Genomic DNA, 15,298 nt, shown 5'->3' on the forward strand with positions numbered 1-15,298 from the left:
CCGCGGATATCAGCGTGATTCACCGTCGACCTTACTGCTACGTCGCCCTCAGGAAATTCCTTTGCCTATGGAAAAACCGCAAACCTGGATATCGCGATTGACACGGAAAGTCATATCAGCGGCCAGCACGCGCGCTTCGTCGGGGTCATCGGGATCGCCGTATTCGTCGATCCACGAGGCACCCGCATGCAGCAGGTGATAGCGGCTCATGTCGAGCAAGGGCACCTCGCATACCACCGCGCCGAACAGCTCGGGGCGCTGCACCATGCACGCGGCCACCAGCAAACCGCCGTTGCTGCCGCCCTGAATGCCGAGTTGCGCGGCACTCGTCACGCCGGTGCTGATGAGCGCCTCGGCCACCGCGATGAAATCGTCGAACGAACGCTGCCGATGCTCGCCCTGCGCCGCCGTGTGCCACTCCGTGCCGAATTCGCCGCCGCCGCGGATATGCGCGACCACGTAGACGCCGCCGCGCGCGAGCCAGCCGATGCCCTGTCCCGTCAGATAGCTCGGCAGCAAGGGAATCGCGAAGCCGCCGTAGCCGTTGAGCAGGCATGGCCGCGCGTGTTGCCGTGCGCGCTCTGACGTGGCCTCTTGCGACGCTTCTTGCATGACGCGCGGCCCGATCACGGTGTACGGCACGCGCGTGCCGTCAGCGGACACCGCATGCGCGCGCGTCACTGCGAACGGCGTTGCGTCGAATTGCGTCGGCCAGCGATCGAGCAATTCCCAACCGGTCAGATCGTCGCGGGCGAGGTCGGTGAGCCAGTACGCCGGCGGTTGCAGATAGTCGTCGGTATCGACGAACACTTCGTCGTTCAACGTCGGCTCGACCGGCGAGACTTCGGCTTGCGCGTCGTCGCGCGACGGAAAGACGCGCCGCCGCCAATGCCAACCTTCTTGATCGGCATCTCGCGCGGGCGTCCACAGCAAGGTCTGGTTTCGCACATCCTCGAGATACGACACGATCAGATGGTTGCGCGTATGCGTCCACTCGCACACCGAGGTTCGCGGTGTCGGCATGAAAAGCGGCGTGACGTCGCGCTCGCCGCGCAGGAACGCCGCTTCGCGAATCGCCAGCAACGCGCCGCCCGCGTAATGCGCGCCGTTGCAATGCCAATCGAGGCGCGGCTCCAGCAGCAGCCAGCCCTGCCAACCGCTCACCGCGACATGCGAGGGCACGTCGTAACGGCGCCAGGCATCGGCGGCAGCCGCGGCGCTCTCTAGGTAATACGTGTGCGAATCGAAGAAGTCGACGCTGCTCACCACCGTATGCCGCTGTTCGACCGGATCGTAGTGCGCTTCGACGCCGATGTCGCCGAACGCGCCTTTGAACACCACCGGCGCGTCGGCCAGCGCCGTGCCTCGCGTCCAGCGGCGCACTTCACGCGGGTAGCCTGAGCGCGTGAGCGTCTTGCGGCCATTGTCCCAACCGACGTACAACGTATCGCGGTCGATCCACGACGCGGTGTGCTTGCCGGCCTTCGCGATCACGAAGCCGTCGTCGACGAAACGTTGGGCGTCGATATCGAATTCGCGCACCACCAATGCGTCCGAGCCGCCCGGCGACAGCGTCACCAGCGCGCGATCGCCATCCGGGTAAAGAATGTCGAGTTCCACGCATACCCACGGCGTGCCTTCCGCCGCGCCGAGCGCGTCGAAGTCGAGCAGGGTCTGCCACACGGGCGCGCCGCTGCGCCATGCGGCCCATGTGGTGCGCCGCCAGATGCCCTTCGGATTGCGCTCGTCCTGCCAGAGATCGTAGGCCCAATCCTTCCAGCGATCGGGAATGACCGGACGCTCGCGCGGCAGATAAGCGTCGGCGAGCTGTTGCCTGAGCGACTCGAATTGCGCACCGCTGCACCACGCGGCGCGCGTGCGGACATTCTGCGCGTCGACCCACGCGAGCGCGGCGGGATCGTCGAGCGCTTCGAGCGACAGAAAGGAATCGGGAGAAAGCGGCCAGAGAAAGGGGCCGCGAGTAGCGGGAGAAGCGGGCATCGTCGGCTGTCGAATGAAAACAGCGTTGATTATGCCCTGCGCGAAGCGAAGCGCCTTTGACGATGCTCGCCAGCGCCGACATGGATGAAGCCGCGAACGACGGAGCGATACCCGAACCGCTCCGCGTCACATCACGCCAACTTCAAGCACGAACCTCAGCACGAACCTCAAGGCTCGAGATTGAGCTCCTGAATCTTGCGCGTAATCGTATTGCGGCCGATGCCCAGACGCTCGGCCGCTTCCACCTTGCGGCCACGCGTGAAATCCAGCGCCTCGCGAATCACCGCCGCTTCGAAACGGCGCGCGAGTTCGTCCATGACGTCGGCCGAGTTCTCGCGCAACAGGCGCGCGACTTCGGTACGCAGACCGCCTTCCCAGGCGCTCACAGGCGTCGCGACCGGCAAGCCGCCGGCCGCGGCCGGTTGCGCCGAAGCGCTCGCGCCGTTGATCGGCGCCGTCGCCGCGAGGCCGGCTTCGCCATTACCGAGCACTCCGCCGCCGCCCGCGAGATCGCTCACGCCGGCTTGCGCGGGACCGAGGTCGGGCGGCAAGTCCTTGATCTCGATGGTCTGCGCGGGCGCCATCACCGTCAGCCAGTTGGCGAGGTTCTCCAACTGACGCACGTTGCCCGGAAACGGCAGCGACGCGAGATACGCCAGCGCGTCTTCGGACACGCGCTTGGGCTCGACGCCCAGATCGCGCGCACTCTTTTGCAGGAAGTGACGCGTGAGCAGCGGAATGTCCTCGCTGCGCTCGCGCAGCGCAGGCAAACGCAAGCGGATCACATTGAGCCGGTGATACAAGTCCTCGCGGAACAGGCCCTGGCGCACGCGCGATTCGAGATTCTGGTGCGTCGCCGCGATCACGCGCACGTTGGCCCGCAACGGATTGTGGCCGCCGACGCGATAGAACTGCCCGTCCGACAGTACGCGCAACAGGCGCGTTTGCAGATCGAACGGCATGTCGCCGATTTCATCGAGAAACAGCGTGCCGTTCTCGGCCTGCTCGAAGCGCCCCTGGCGCATGGCCTGCGCGCCGGTGAACGCGCCGCGCTCATGGCCGAACAGTTCGGATTCCAGCAAGTCCTTCGGAATCGCGGCGGTGTTCAAGGCAATGAAGGGACCGTTCGAGCGTGGGCTATGTCGGTGCAACGCACGCGCGACCAGTTCCTTCCCGGTGCCTGATTCGCCGGTAATGAGCACGGTGGCGGCGGAATGCGACAAGCGGCCGATCGCGCGGAACATATCCTGCATCGCCGGCGCCTGGCCGAGCATTTCCGGTGCATCGGCGACGCGGTCGTCCCACGTCTGTTCGCCGCGCATGCTTTCGTCGACGGCGCGGCGGATCAGTTCGACGGCCTTGTCGACGTCGAACGGTTTGGCGAGGTACTCGAACGCGCCGCCCTGAAATGCGGCGACCGCGCTATCCAGATCCGAGAACGCCGTCATGATGATGACGGGCAAGCCCGGCACCTTGTCACGCACGGTTTGCAGCAATTCGAGGCCGGAGCCGCCTGGCATCCTGATGTCGGACACCAGCACTTGCGGGCTGTCGTGATCGAGCGCGGCCGACGCCTCACGCACGTTCGCGAAGCTGCGTGTCGCGAAGTTTTCGCGGGCGAGCGCTTTTTCGAGCACCCAGCGAATCGATTGATCGTCGTCTACTATCCAGATCGGCTTCATATGGGTCGGTCAGAATTCTTGAGATGCGTTTGGTTTAGCAGTCGAGCGGCAGCACAATCTGAAACTCGGTGTGGCCCGGGCGGCTTTCCACTTCGATCAGTCCGTCGTGTTGTTGCACGAAGGTCTGCGCGAGCGTCAGACCGAGACCGCTGCCGTCCTCGCGCCCCGACACGAGCGGATAAAAGATGCGGTCACGGATCTCCTCGGGAATGCCTGGGCCGTTGTCGATGATATGCAAGTCCAGTGCCAGCTTACATAAACGTTTCGACACCGTGATCTTGCGCGCAATGCGGGTGCGCAATTCGATGCGCGCGTCGCCTTGCGAGATGCGCTCACGCAGCGCCTCGGCCGCATTGCGCACGATGTTCAGCAGCGCCTGAATCAGTTGTTCCTTGTCGCCGCGCAAATCGGGCACGCTCACGTCGTAATCGCGTTCGATCGTGAGGCCGCGCGGAAACTCCGCGAGAATCACCTGGCGCACGCGCTCGCACACCTCGTGAATATTCACGTCGCCGACGATATGCGGATGACGGTGCGGTTCGAGCAGGCGGTCGACCAGCGTCTGCAAGCGGTCCGATTCCTTGATGATGACCTGCGTGTACTCGCGCAACTCGTCGCGCTGACGCTCGCCGAGTTCGAACTCGAGCAGTTGCGCCGCGCCGCGAATCCCGCCGAGCGGATTCTTGATCTCGTGCGCGAGATTGCGGATCAGTTGCTTGTTGACCGCCGTGAGGTCGTTGATGCGCTCCTCGCGGTCGGTGCGCAGATGCCGCTCGTTCTCGAACAGTTCGAGCAGCACGTAGTCCTGCGCCGTTTCCAGAAAGCCGACGATCGCATGCACGTGCAGCGGCTCGTGACCGGGACGCTCGAGCACGGCGTCGAGATGCGTCGCGTGAAAACGGTGGGCGGCGATCGCGGAGATGGTCGCGAGCAGTTCGTCCGCATTCGAGAAGATGTCCGGCCACGCCATCTGCGTGAGTTGCCGGCGCGAAAGCTCCAGCATCGATTCGGCCGACGGGTTCGCGAACACGACGCGCAGCGTGCGCTTTTCGAGCACCAGCACGACTGTCGGCAACGCCTCGAAGCCGGGCAGCAAACCGGAACTCACGAGGAGAGCGTCGTCCGACAGCGTTTGCTCCTGCCCTTTCCTTGCCTTGATCAGATTCTTGAGAACCATCTTTGCAGTCCGGCCGATAGGAGATGGTGATAAATCAGGTGTAGCGCGTTTTGTGTCGCCCGGTGCCCGCGGCTCGCGCATGTCGCCTACGCGCATGTCGCCTACGCGCATGTCGCGAACGTCGCCTACGCGGATCGCAAACGTTGCGCTCGATCCAACGAAAAAGGGACGGCGCCGCCGTCCCTTCGTGACCGATCGCGAGCGTCGGGCAAAGCGCTTCGCCGTTTGAAGGGCGAAGCGCCATTGCCGCTTACAGCGAGTAGTACATTTCGAATTCGATCGGGTGCACCGACTGACGATAGCGTTGCAGCTCGCCCGTCTTCAGTTCGATGTACGCGTCGAGCATCGAATCCGTGAACACGCCGCCGCGCGTCAGGAATTCGCGGTCCGCGTCGAGTGCGTCCAGCGCCTGGTCGAGGCCGGCACACACGGTCGGGATCTTTGCATCCTCTTCCGGCGGCAGGTCGTACAGGTTCTTGTCGGCAGCTTCGCCCGGATGAATCTTGTTCTGCACGCCGTCCAGACCCGCCATCATCAGCGCGGAGAAGCACAGGTACGGATTCGCCATCGGATCCGGGAAGCGCGTTTCGATACGGCGGCCCTTCGGATTCGACACGTGCGGAATGCGGATCGACGCCGAACGGTTGCGAGCCGAGTAAGCCAGCTTCACCGGCGCCTCGAAGTGCGGCACGAGGCGCTTGTACGAGTTCGTCGACGGGTTCGTGATCGCGTTCAGCGCGCGAGCATGCTTGATGATGCCGCCGATGTAGAACAGCGCGAATTCCGACAGACCCGCGTAACCGTTGCCCGCGAACAGGTTCGTGCCGTCCTTCCAGATCGACTGGTGAACGTGCATGCCCGAACCGTTATCGCCGACCACCGGCTTCGGCATGAACGTAGCCGTCTTGCCGTACGTGTGCGCGACGTTGTGGATGATGTACTTCATCTGCTGCAGCCAGTCGGCGCGTTGCACCAGCGTCGAGAACTTGGTGCCGATTTCATTCTGGCCCTGGCCCGCGACTTCGTGGTGATGCACTTCGACCGGAATGCCGATCTGTTCGAGCAGCAGGCACATTTCCGAACGGATGTCCTGGAACGTGTCGACCGGAGCGACCGGGAAATAGCCGCCCTTCGTGCCCGGACGGTGGCCGGTGTTGCCGCCTTCGAATTCCTTCGCCGACGACCACGGTGCTTCTTCCGAACCGATCTTGATGAAGCAGCCCGACTGATCCGTGTTCCACTGGACCGAGTCGAAAATGAAGAATTCCGGTTCCGGACCGAAGAATGCCGTGTCGCCCAGGCCCGTGCTCTTCAGATAGGCTTCAGCGCGCTTGGCGAGCGAGCGCGGGTCGCGCTCGTAGCCCTTGCCGTCCGCCGGTTCGACGACGTCGCAGGTCAGCACGAGGGTGGATTCTTCATAGAACGGGTCGATGAAGGCCGTGTTCGCGTCCGGGACCAGCAACATATCCGATGCTTCGATGCCCTTCCAACCGGCAATCGACGAACCGTCAAACGCATGGCCGCTTTCGAACTTGTCTTCATCGAATGCCGACACCGGCACCGAAACGTGTTGCTCCTTGCCGCGCGTGTCGGTGAAACGAAAGTCGACAAACTTGACGTCTTCGTCTTTGACGAGTTGCACGACGTCGGCCACGGATTTACTCATAACCTATCTCCTGATTAACGAATTCGGCGGGTTCAGCCGCCGCCCAATCTAGCTGACCCGTCCCGGCGCGTCCACCCCTGGTTTCGTCGAGGCGGACATTCGAGCCTGTGGGACAAGTCGATCGGAAGCAATGAAGCAGCTTCTGTGCCATGCATGCGCCAAGCCGGCGCAGACCCATTGTGCGCGCGCGTTTGCGGGGAATGCGCGCACCGAATGGCATGCAGCCCCGAAATCGGCGATTCGGGCATGGCACCGAAAACGTGCATGACCTAACTGCGACCTTGCCGTTATACCTATTTTGGTGCATTTTCTAGATTTTGCACCATTAGAGAACATTACACTTGCGCGGCGACTCCCAAGGTTTCTGGCGCCCGCCGATCCTCTCCGCTTCGCGCTGCGCGCTAGAATGGTTATTTGGTCCAAGAGAGAGACACGCTCATGAGCACGCTTGAACAGCTATACGCCCAGGCGGAAAAGCGTCGCGGCGAAAACCAGTTGCCCTACGCGGGCGCGATCTCGCCGGCCGAGGCGTTCGAACTGCTGCAACTCGATCCGCGCGCGCGTCTCGTCGATGTGCGCACGCGCGCCGAACTCGATTGGGTCGGTCGGCCGGTTGTCGGCGACGGGCAATACGCGCACGTGGAATGGACGCGCTATCCGGGCGCGGTGCCGAACCAGGAATTCCTCGATCAGTTGAAACAGGTCGCCTCGCCGGATACGCCGGTGCTCTTCCTGTGCCGCAGCGCCGCGCGCTCGAAGCTCGCCGCGATCGCCGCGGCCCAGGCCGGCTTCACCCAGGCGTACGACCTGCTCGAAGGCTTCGAAGGCGACAAGGACGGCCAGGGGCATCGGAAGACGGTGTCGGGCTGGTGTTTTCGCGGCTTGCCGTGGATCGGCGCATGATCGCGGACGGCGCGGTTGGCGCGGTTGGCTGACCCGTTGGCCGACCGTTGCCGGTTGCCGGTTGCCATTGGCATGCGCGCACGCCTGCCTGAAACGCATCGTCGGCGCTGAGTGTGACAGGCCGATGATGCGGCGACTACACAATGAAGCACAGCCGGCGAGAGAGTGCCCGCACGGCCTCACGAGCGCCGAAAAAAACTCGCTCGCGTAGCCCGCGAATCAATCGCGCGGTTTGGCCGCGGCCGCGTCCAATTCGACGATGTCGCCGCCCAGCAGATGCACCCCTTCGCGCAGTTTGACGAACGCCGCCGCGACGGCTTCCGGCTCGCCCTTCACACCCAGATCGATGTGATGCCGCGCATACACGCCGCCGCGTTCGGCGTCGCCCACGCTCGGCAGGCTGAACACCCGCACGCCCGGAAAATCCCGTTCGATCTTCTCCATCAACGGCGTCACACGCGATTCCGGCAACTCGAACACCAGCAGTGATTTTTCCGCGTGCGGCATGGCGTGATGCAAATGCGCGTACTGCGTATCCAGCACCCACTCGATCATCGGCCACGCCATCACCGGGAAACCCGGCACGAAGTGATGCTGGCCGATCGAAAAACCCGGAATCTTGTTGTAGCCGTTCGGAATGATCGAAGCGCCCTGCGGATAGGTGCCCATGTTCAGGCGATGCAGGTTTTCCGGCGTTTCCAGATCGAGCGGCGTTGCCGCGGTCGCCGGATACATATCGCGGATGCGCTCCTGGATCAGCCGCGCCGCTTCCGGATGCAATTGAAGCGGCACGCCGAGCGCGGCCGCCGCGCACTGGCGAGTGTGATCGTCCGGGGTGGCGCCGATGCCGCCCGTGGAGAACACGACGTCGCCCGACGCGAACGTGCGCCGCAGCGTCGCCGTGATGCGCTCGGGATCGTCGCCGATATATTCCGCCCAGCCGAGCGACAGTCCGCGCGCGCCCAGCAATTCGATGACCTTCGGCAGATGCTTGTCGACGCGCCTGCCCGACAGGATTTCATCGCCGATGATGATGACGCCAAATGCCATTGCCGCCTCTTTCGCTTAGTCAGTAATTCATCAATAAGGAACCGGCGCCGTCTGCCGCGCGCCGCCGTGCTCTTCCGCGCGCATGCGTTGCAGCGCGCGCAGACAGTAGTAGCCGAACCACAACGCCGAGAACACGAGGATGAACGCGTAGATCCAGATCGTCACCGCGGTGATTACCGGGAACAGCACGATCAGCCATACCGACGACACCCACAGCAGCGTGGGCAGCGAGCCCATCAGACCGCTGGCGATGCCGATCAGCAGCAGCGGCAGGCGGAAGCGCCGCACCAGTGCGCGACGCTCGTCGCGCGTGGCGTGCAGCGCAAGCGCGTCGTAAGTCATCACGCGATAGGTCAGCCAGCCCCACAGCAGCGGCGGAATCAGCGCGAAGAACGGCGGCACCAGCCAGAGCGGCAACGTGACGATCAGCAGCACCAGACAGACCAGGGTGGTCCACAACGCATGGCCGAGGCTACCGTACCACGTTCCGCCTCGGCGCATTTCGAGGCCGGTGAATTGCCGCGTCGACAGGAAACGGATGACCGCCGGCATCGACAGCGTGGCGATCAGCAGCAGCACGGTGACGACGATCAGCGGAATCGCCATCGCGATCACGATGAACGGCGCGATCGCCGCATGCAGCGACGCAAAGCCGAGCCAGTCGAACAGTTGATAGAGCGTGGCCGTGAACGACCAGCTCGCGAGCCAGGTGCGGGTCGCGCCGATCAGCGTCTGCCAGGAAAACCACAGGATCACGCCCCAGCCGACCGTGGCCGCGAAAAACGGCATGAAGGTCAGCCAGAGCATGCGCGGGTGGAGCGCGCTTGTAAGCGCGCGTCCGAACGAGCGCAACAGATCATTCATGCGTGCCAGTGCCGGTAAACGAAACGATGGGATAAAAGGAAGCGCGCGACGAGCCGGTCAGAACAGCGTTGCAGCGCGCGCAAACGTGGACAGGATAAACCACGTGATGCGCCGCCGGGGAAACCGGCGGCGGGTGATGAAGGAGTGACGCAGGAGTAATCAGGCGGGAATCGGGCGAAGATCGGGCTCGAATCGGGCTCGAATCGCGTGGGGCTCAAACGGCGGCGGCGTCACCGCCTTCGGTGCCGCGTTTCGACGAAAGACGCCTGGCGATTCGCACGAACGCGAGCCAGTGCTGCGCCCAGAATCCGTCGCCATAGCGGCGGCCGTCGAGTTGATCGGCGATGCCGGTCGGCTCCATGTCGCGGCTCCACGAGGCGCTGCGAAACAGCATGTCCCACCAGGGGAACAGCACCCCGAAGTTGCAACCGTATTTCAGCCCTTCATGGCCATAACCCATCGCATGGTGACGGCGATGGAAAGTCGGACTCACCAGCAGGCGCTCGCCGAGCCAGCCGAAATACAGGCGGATATTCGCGTGCTGCACGCTCTGCGCGAGATTCGTGATGGCGACCAGCACGACGAATTGCGACGGCGGCACGCCGATCACCAGCGCGATCATCGCAAAGAACGACGCCTGCAGCAGATCGTCGAGCAGATGATTGCGGTCGTCGGCCCACAGCGACATCTGCTGCTGGCTGTGATGCACCGCGTGCAGTTCCCACCACACGCCGACCCGGTGCTGCCAGCGGTGATACCAGTAACCCGCGAAGTCGAGCGCGAGCAGGTACATGACGAACGTGACGAGCGGCTGCGTGGTGACGCCGGGCCACAGATTGTCGAATTCGATATTCGCGATGTTGTGCAGCCGCAACCAGGCCTGCACGTTGTCGAAAAGCGGCTGCAGCGCGAAGAAAAAGAACAGGTTGAGAATGCCGAGCTTGGCGATCCACGTATAGATCACGTCGACGCGCACCGCCTTGCGGTTTTGCCACTGCTCCACCGGCCGCAGCGCCTCGAGCGGCCGCAGCACCGCGTACATGGCCAGCACCTCGAACACGCCCACGATCAGCCAGTACAGGCTGTCGTAAGTGTCTTCGTCGTAATCCATCAGATCGAAGCGGAACAGCAGCGGCTGCACCACGTCGACGTACAGCAGCGTCTGCACGGCGGAGACGAAGCTGTCGAGCGAAGAGAAGATGAGATGGAACATGGTGCTGGCCGGTTACTTCATTCTAGCGGCTGTTCAGGCGCCGTTCGGCGCCGTGACCGGCGCGCGATTGAAGAAATAGATGCCGTGCGGCGAACGGCCGACGGCAATCGTCTGGACCAGCTTGCGCGTGGTCAGGTCGATCACGCCGACGTGCTTCGCGAAGCGGAACGTCACCCACAGATAGCGTTTGTCGGCGGAAAGCTCCATGTCGTCCGGTCCAGGCAGCAAACCGCCAATGTCGCCGACGTTCGTGAGCGTGTCCTCGTCGAGAATGCTGATCGTGCTCGCAACCCGGTTCGACACCGCGACGTGCTTGCCGTCGGCCAGCGACCGGAAGTTGTGCGCGCCCTTGCCCGTCTGGATGGTCTTGACGATCTTCTGGTTGCGCCAGTCCACCACCGCGACGTAATCCGCGCCGGTCATGCCGATCAGCAGGTACTTCTCGCCCGGCGTCATCCATAGCCCGGCCGGCACCTTGCCGACCTTCATCTTCCATTTGACGGTTTGCGTGGCCAGATCGATCGCGGCCAGTTCGCCCGAGACCTGCAGCGTGACGAACACGGTCTTGCTGTCGTTGGTGAACGCCATGTGGCTCGGCATGACCGCGAGCGGCAGGCGCGACGCCAGCGTCATCTGTTTGTTCTGGTTGTCGTAGTGATAGATGTCGAGCCTGTCCAGACGCAGCCCGGTGGTGACGAGCCATTTGCGGTCGGGCGAAAAACCGATCTGATAAGGATCCTCGATGTTTTCGACCCAGCGCTGCACCTGGCCCGACTTCGGATCGACGAACATCAGATTGTTCGATACCGAATTGGCGACGATCAGCGATGAACTGTCCGGCGTGACCATCAGGTGATGCGGTTCCTTGCCGGTGGGCACCGTGCCGACGACCTGGCGGCTGGTCTCGTCGATGAGGCTCAGCGTGGCTTCGCCGGAATTGAGCACGATCACGTTGTTGGCGTGAGCCGCCGGGGAAAACAGGCCTGCGGCGGCAACCAGCGCCGCGCCCGCGGCGAACGTGGCAGTCAAGCCGGGAAGGAAAAATTTGCGCATGAAAACTCACTTCGGAGAACGGCTGTCATTGTAGAACGTTTGCCGCGGCCAGCGGTTGACGTGGATCGGGTATCCAGCGCGCGAAAAAACAGGGGCGCGATTGACTCCGATGATCGCGCCTCGAACGGCCTGGCGCAGCGGGTTCGTGCTCCTTGCGACGCGCGGAAAATGGATCCGCGGCTGAAACGTCGAGTCTTGATTTGCTCATACAACTCAAGAAATATCCAAATAAAATAATCCATTTATAAGAATAATTTCTTCAATTCCTTATTTCCTCTATTTTAGATTTTTCAAGTTAAGAGGCATCAATATAAAGCGATTTTTCCGGGCCAATTTCAGATTTACCTGACATCGCTTGCGCAGCGCCAGATTGGACAATCCCGCCGCTACATCGCCCACACAGCCAATCCCTGTGGACGAATGAGCGTGACGCGGGTGTTTCGTGCACGCAAAAAACGCCGAAGACGCTGACTCATGAAAGCCAAGGTCCGCGGGTTATTTTTTGCACGATTTATTCAGGCGATGAAGTCTTCTCCATTAACACGCGCCCATGCGCCGTCCACGCAAGCAATACCCGGAGACTCGTAAAAGATGAACAGGAAGAACCCATTGGTTTGCTGTGAAGCACCCCACACGCGGCTGGCGGCGCCGGAACCTGCGATATCGGGCGAAAAGCGAACCGCGGCCATGCGCAGGAAGCGCATCGCGCAAGCGGTGCTGGTCGCGGCAGCGTTGGCGGGCGCGGCATCGGCGGCGCATGCGACGATCTACTTCACGGCCAGCCCGAACGATCCGGCCACCGATACGGACGCGAGCGCGACCAAAACCGGCGCGCTGGCGGCAGGTATCGGGGCGAGCGCAGACGGCACCCGCTCACTGGCGGCAGGTCTCACTGCGCAAGCGCTCGACGACGCCACGATTGCAATAGGCGCGGAGGCTATCGCCGGGGGCAGCGGCTCGATTGCGACTGGCTTCCAGGCACTTACCGTGCAAGAAAATTCAATCGCAACGGGTACGCACGCCAGAGCGACGGGCAAGGGTTCCGTCGCCGTGGGCGCCACGTCGGAGGCAATGGGCGATATGTCCACGGCACTCGGCTTTGGAGCGCATACCACGGGCTCCGCCGCGTTCGCCGGCGGCAGATCGGCGAACGCCGCATCCAACTTTGCCGTCGCGATCGGGTATGAGGCCAGCGTGGACGTCGGCAGTGCGGGCTCAATGGCATTGGGTGCGGGCGCGCTAGCGCGTGGCGGCTATGCGAGCGCTTTTGGCGCCGCGGCCGCGGCCATCGCGAACTCAGCCGTCGCGATCGGCTACATGGCCACGGCCACCTCCATCGATAGTGTCGCATTGGGCGCCAGGTCCACCACGACGGCGGACCCCGCTCTGCCCGGTTACCAACCGACCGGCAACGGCGCGACGGACATCGAGGCCCCCAAGGCGATCGCCGAGGTGTCCATCGGTTCGGCGGCGAACGAGCGCCGCTTAACGAACGTCGCGGCGGGCACGGCGGGGACCGATGCCGTCAACGTCAGCCAGTTGAAGGCGGTCGACGGCAAAGTCGAGGCCGTCGCGCAAAATGGCACGCTGCACTATTTCAAGGCAGACGGCACGGCCACCGGTTCTGACGACGCCGTCGCGAACGGCACGAATGCGGTCGCGGCAGGCGTCAGCGCGGCTGCGACGGCTGAGAACGCGGTCGCAGTCGGCATGAGCGCCACTGCTGGCGGCGTGGGTTCGACCGCGCTCGGCGCAAGCGCCGTCGCCAATACCGCGGGCTCCACGTCGATCGGCGCGTCGTCCTTCGCCGACAGCAACGGCGCGACCGCGCTCGGCGCGTATTCGAGCGTTACCGGCGCCGGCGGCGTCGCACTGGGCTACATGGCGAGCGCCAGCGCCGACAATTCGGTTGCCATCGGCCAGGGCTCCATCGCCGACCGGGTCAATACGGTCTCCGTGGGCAGCGCCGGCAACGAACGCCAGATCGCCAACGTCGCGGCAGGCACGGCCGACACCGACGCGGTCAACGTCAGCCAGTTGAAAGCGGTCAGCGACGAAGGCGCCGCCACCGCCGCGAAGCTCGAGGGCGCCGTCATGTACGACACCGACGGAACCAGCATCAACAGGAAAAGCATCACGCTCGGCGATCCGTCAAGCGGCGGCACCGTCATCCGCAACGTCGCGGCAGGCGTGGATGCCACCGATGCGGTCAACGTCAGCCAGTTGCAGGCGGCGAGCGAGAACGCGTCGCGCTATTTCAAGGCGAATGGCGCCAATGACGGCACCGACGACGCCTCCGCTAGCGGCGAGCAGGCGGTCGCCATGGGCAGCGGCGCGCTGGCGTCGGGTCAAGCCAGCGTGGCCGCGGGCACGGGCGCAGCGGCAAGCGGCGATTTCAGCACGGCGGTCGGCGGCCTCGCTACGGCTCAGGAGGAAGGCTCGACGGCATTCGGCTATCAGGCGAGCGCTGCGGCAACCAACACAGCCGCGTTCGGCTACCAGGCGAGCGCCACGGCAGAGAATGCCGCCGCATTCGGCAATCAGGCTAGCGCCAACGCCGTCAACGCCGTCGCACTGGGCCAGGGCTCCGTCGCCGACCGCGCCAACACCGTCTCCGTCGGTTCCGCCGGCAACGAACGCCAGATCGCCAACGTCGCGGCCGGCACGGCCGACACCGACGCGGTCAACGTCGCCCAGTTGAAAGCGGTCAGCGACCAGGGCGCCGCCACCACGGCGAAGCTCGACGGCGCCGTCATGTACGACACGAACGAGGACGGCAGCGTCGACAACAGCAGCATCACGCTCGGCGATGCGTCGGCCGGCGGCACCGTCATCCACAACGTCGCGAACGGCGTGGACGCCACCGACGCGGTCAACGTCAGCCAGTTGAATACGGCCATCAGCGGCGCTGTCAGCGACATCGTCAACAACGTCGTGGTCAACGCGGCCAATCCGTTCTTCAGCGCGGAAGGCGATCGCGATGCCGAAGGCGCCGTGTCGTCGGGCGCGCATTCACTGGCGTCGGGCGCGAGCGCGCAGGCCACCGCCGCGAACGCGGTCGCGATCGGCGCAAACGCCGTCGCGAGCGCGACCAACGCCACCGCCTTGGGCGCGGCCGCCAACGCCAGCGCCACCAACGCCACTGCCGTCGGCGCGGGCGCCAACGCCAGCGCCGAGAACTCAGTCGCGTTAGGCCAGGGTTCGGTCGCGGACCGGGCAAATACGGTATCGGTCGGCGCGGCCGGGCAGGAGCGTCAGATCGCCAACGTCGCGGCCGGCGTGCAAGGCACCGACGCGGTCAACGTCAATCAGTTGCAGCAGAGCGTCGGCGGCGCGCTCAGCCAGGCGAACCGCTATACCGACGACCAGATCCGCTCCGCCCGCCGTGATTCGTACGGCGGCACGGCGTCCGCCATGGCGATGGCCGGCTTGCCGCAGGCGGTCTTGCCGGGTCGCGGCATGGTCGCGATGGCGGGCGGCACGTATGCCGGCCAGTCGGCGTTGGCCCTCGGCGTCTCGCAACTGTCGGAAACGGGCAAGTGGGTCTACAAGGTGCAAGGCACGACCGACTCGCGCGGCCAGTTCGGCGCGGCGATCGGCGCCGGCATGCACTGGTAAGCCTGAATTCGCGGGGCCGGCTCGCATCGAGCCGGTCATCGCGACGGTTTAAGCGTTGTCGTCCCAGGCGC

Annotated in this window: 11 protein-coding genes; 2 read left to right on the plus strand and 9 right to left on the minus strand. The window is 64.2% G+C overall.

All coding sequences use genetic code 11. From position 1 onward, the window contains the following. Window positions 1-48: 48 nt before the first annotated feature. The 4 genes from ACTJLC_RS18795 to glnA form a co-directional block, all read right to left on the minus strand. Window positions 49-2,001 (minus strand): prolyl oligopeptidase family serine peptidase, encoded by a 1,953-nt coding sequence (locus ACTJLC_RS18795; RefSeq protein WP_440844845.1) that lies wholly within the window; start codon window positions 1,999-2,001, stop codon window positions 49-51. A gap of 167 nt (window positions 2,002-2,168) precedes the next feature. Further along, complete coding sequence (gene ntrC, locus ACTJLC_RS18800) at window positions 2,169-3,683, minus strand: nitrogen regulation protein NR(I) (protein WP_073427534.1); 1,515 nt, start codon at window positions 3,681-3,683, stop codon at window positions 2,169-2,171. Between the two features lie 34 nt (window positions 3,684-3,717). Further along, window positions 3,718-4,860 (minus strand): nitrogen regulation protein NR(II), encoded by a 1,143-nt coding sequence (glnL, locus tag ACTJLC_RS18805; RefSeq protein ID WP_073427533.1) that lies wholly within the window; start codon window positions 4,858-4,860, stop codon window positions 3,718-3,720. Window positions 4,861-5,110: 250 nt separating this feature from the next. After that, window positions 5,111-6,526, minus strand: coding sequence for a type I glutamate--ammonia ligase (gene glnA, locus ACTJLC_RS18810; RefSeq protein WP_073427532.1), 1,416 nt, complete (start codon window positions 6,524-6,526; stop codon window positions 5,111-5,113). Between the two features lie 438 nt (window positions 6,527-6,964). On the opposite strand from glnA, the gene ACTJLC_RS18815 reads away from it, so the two are divergent. Next, on the plus strand, window positions 6,965-7,429 hold the full coding sequence (locus tag ACTJLC_RS18815; RefSeq protein ID WP_073427531.1) for a rhodanese-like domain-containing protein: 465 nt from the start codon (window positions 6,965-6,967) through the stop codon (window positions 7,427-7,429). Between the two features lie 219 nt (window positions 7,430-7,648). Here ACTJLC_RS18815 and ACTJLC_RS18820 read toward each other — a convergent pair whose 3' ends face one another. The 5 genes from ACTJLC_RS18820 to ACTJLC_RS18840 form a co-directional block, all read right to left on the minus strand. Beyond that, window positions 7,649-8,479, minus strand: coding sequence for a competence/damage-inducible protein A (locus tag ACTJLC_RS18820; RefSeq protein WP_073427530.1), 831 nt, complete (start codon window positions 8,477-8,479; stop codon window positions 7,649-7,651). 30 nt (window positions 8,480-8,509) lie between these two features. Next, window positions 8,510-9,343: an EI24 domain-containing protein gene (locus tag ACTJLC_RS18825; protein ID WP_073427529.1), complete on the minus strand. Its 834-nt coding sequence runs from the start codon at window positions 9,341-9,343 to the stop codon at window positions 8,510-8,512. A gap of 214 nt (window positions 9,344-9,557) precedes the next feature. Beyond that, entirely contained in the window at window positions 9,558-10,556 is a 999-nt protein-coding gene (locus tag ACTJLC_RS18830; protein ID WP_114162198.1) for a sterol desaturase family protein, read from the minus strand. Between the two features lie 33 nt (window positions 10,557-10,589). After that, window positions 10,590-11,609, minus strand: a complete 1,020-nt coding sequence (locus ACTJLC_RS18835; RefSeq protein ID WP_073427527.1) for a YVTN family beta-propeller repeat protein — start codon at window positions 11,607-11,609, stop codon at window positions 10,590-10,592. A 515-nt stretch (window positions 11,610-12,124) separates the two neighbouring features. Then, window positions 12,125-12,313 (minus strand): hypothetical protein, encoded by a 189-nt coding sequence (locus tag ACTJLC_RS18840; RefSeq protein WP_227470678.1) that lies wholly within the window; start codon window positions 12,311-12,313, stop codon window positions 12,125-12,127. Here ACTJLC_RS18840 and ACTJLC_RS18845 point away from each other — a divergent pair. Continuing rightward, window positions 12,297-15,227 carry a YadA family autotransporter adhesin gene (locus tag ACTJLC_RS18845; protein WP_235004806.1) on the plus strand — a complete coding sequence of 977 codons (2,931 nt, stop codon included), beginning with the start codon at window positions 12,297-12,299 and terminating at the stop codon, window positions 15,225-15,227. The two genes, ACTJLC_RS18840 and ACTJLC_RS18845, sit on opposite strands and share 17 nt — an antisense overlap. Window positions 15,228-15,298: the final 71 nt, after the last annotated feature.

The organism is Paraburkholderia sp. 22099 (genome assembly GCF_052045835.1).
GTDB lineage: Bacteria > Pseudomonadota > Gammaproteobacteria > Burkholderiales > Burkholderiaceae > Paraburkholderia > Paraburkholderia terricola.

Coding starts and splice junctions, on each gene's coding strand:
- ACTJLC_RS18840 (WP_227470678.1), bottom strand. CDS start 12,313: ATGCGCTTCCTGCGCATGGCCGCGGTTCGCTTTTCGCCCGATATCGCA.
- ACTJLC_RS18830 (WP_114162198.1), bottom strand. CDS start 10,556: ATGTTCCATCTCATCTTCTCTTCGCTCGACAGCTTCGTCTCCGCCGTG.
- ACTJLC_RS18845 (WP_235004806.1), top strand. CDS start 12,297: ATGCGCAGGAAGCGCATCGCGCAAGCGGTGCTGGTCGCGGCAGCGTTG.
- ACTJLC_RS18825 (WP_073427529.1), bottom strand. CDS start 9,343: ATGAATGATCTGTTGCGCTCGTTCGGACGCGCGCTTACAAGCGCGCTC.
- ACTJLC_RS18815 (WP_073427531.1), top strand. CDS start 6,965: ATGAGCACGCTTGAACAGCTATACGCCCAGGCGGAAAAGCGTCGCGGC.
- ACTJLC_RS18820 (WP_073427530.1), bottom strand. CDS start 8,479: ATGGCATTTGGCGTCATCATCATCGGCGATGAAATCCTGTCGGGCAGG.
- ACTJLC_RS18795 (WP_440844845.1), bottom strand. CDS start 2,001: ATGCCCGCTTCTCCCGCTACTCGCGGCCCCTTTCTCTGGCCGCTTTCT.
- ACTJLC_RS18835 (WP_073427527.1), bottom strand. CDS start 11,609: ATGCGCAAATTTTTCCTTCCCGGCTTGACTGCCACGTTCGCCGCGGGC.
- glnA (WP_073427532.1), bottom strand. CDS start 6,526: ATGAGTAAATCCGTGGCCGACGTCGTGCAACTCGTCAAAGACGAAGAC.
- ntrC (WP_073427534.1), bottom strand. CDS start 3,683: ATGAAGCCGATCTGGATAGTAGACGACGATCAATCGATTCGCTGGGTG.
- glnL (WP_073427533.1), bottom strand. CDS start 4,860: ATGGTTCTCAAGAATCTGATCAAGGCAAGGAAAGGGCAGGAGCAAACG.